Consider the following 528-nt stretch of genomic DNA (forward strand, 5'->3'; position numbering starts at 1 on the left):
CCAAATGTCTCGCGATGTTTGGCGCAATCAATCCAATAAAACTGATCACACCCACCGAGGTAATCGACACGGAAACCAGCCAAACGCCGATTGCCATTAACACAAAGAAGGTCGTACCTATGTTAAGACCACGCGCAGCAGCCCCTTCTGTACCAATTGAAAGCAGAGTCAAAACTCTTGGAGCCAACAGGAAAATAGCAAAGATTGGCAGTAACTTAGGCATCAGCCAAAGCACTTGCTCCCAGCCATTCTGCCCGAGATCACCCGCTCCCCATACAAACAGGTTCTGCGCGTACTGGTCGTTAAGCAAAATAATCGCAGTCGCGAATGCGCCTAACAGTAAGTTAACCGCCATGCCCGCCAAAACAATCGGTAAACCGCTCATGTTTTTGATGCCAACAATCGAAACAATCAGACCCATTGCAAGCAGCGCGCCTATCAGCGCAAACCAAACCGAATATTGAGCAACCAACATCGGCGCGACCACATTCAGAATGACCAGACCAAGCCATGCCCCTGATGATGTAC

Annotated in this window: 1 protein-coding gene; it reads right to left on the reverse strand. The window is 49.4% G+C overall.

Annotation, left to right across the window (positions count from 1 at the left end):
* The coding region (locus tag BCT81_RS27555) for an iron chelate uptake ABC transporter family permease subunit (RefSeq protein ID WP_157938897.1) at positions 1-528 on the reverse strand (528 nt) is incomplete at both ends.

Origin of the sequence: Vibrio sp. 10N.261.52.A1, from assembly GCF_002876325.1 — a bacterium.
In the GTDB taxonomy this organism is placed as follows: Bacteria; Pseudomonadota; Gammaproteobacteria; order Enterobacterales; family Vibrionaceae; genus Vibrio; species Vibrio chagasii.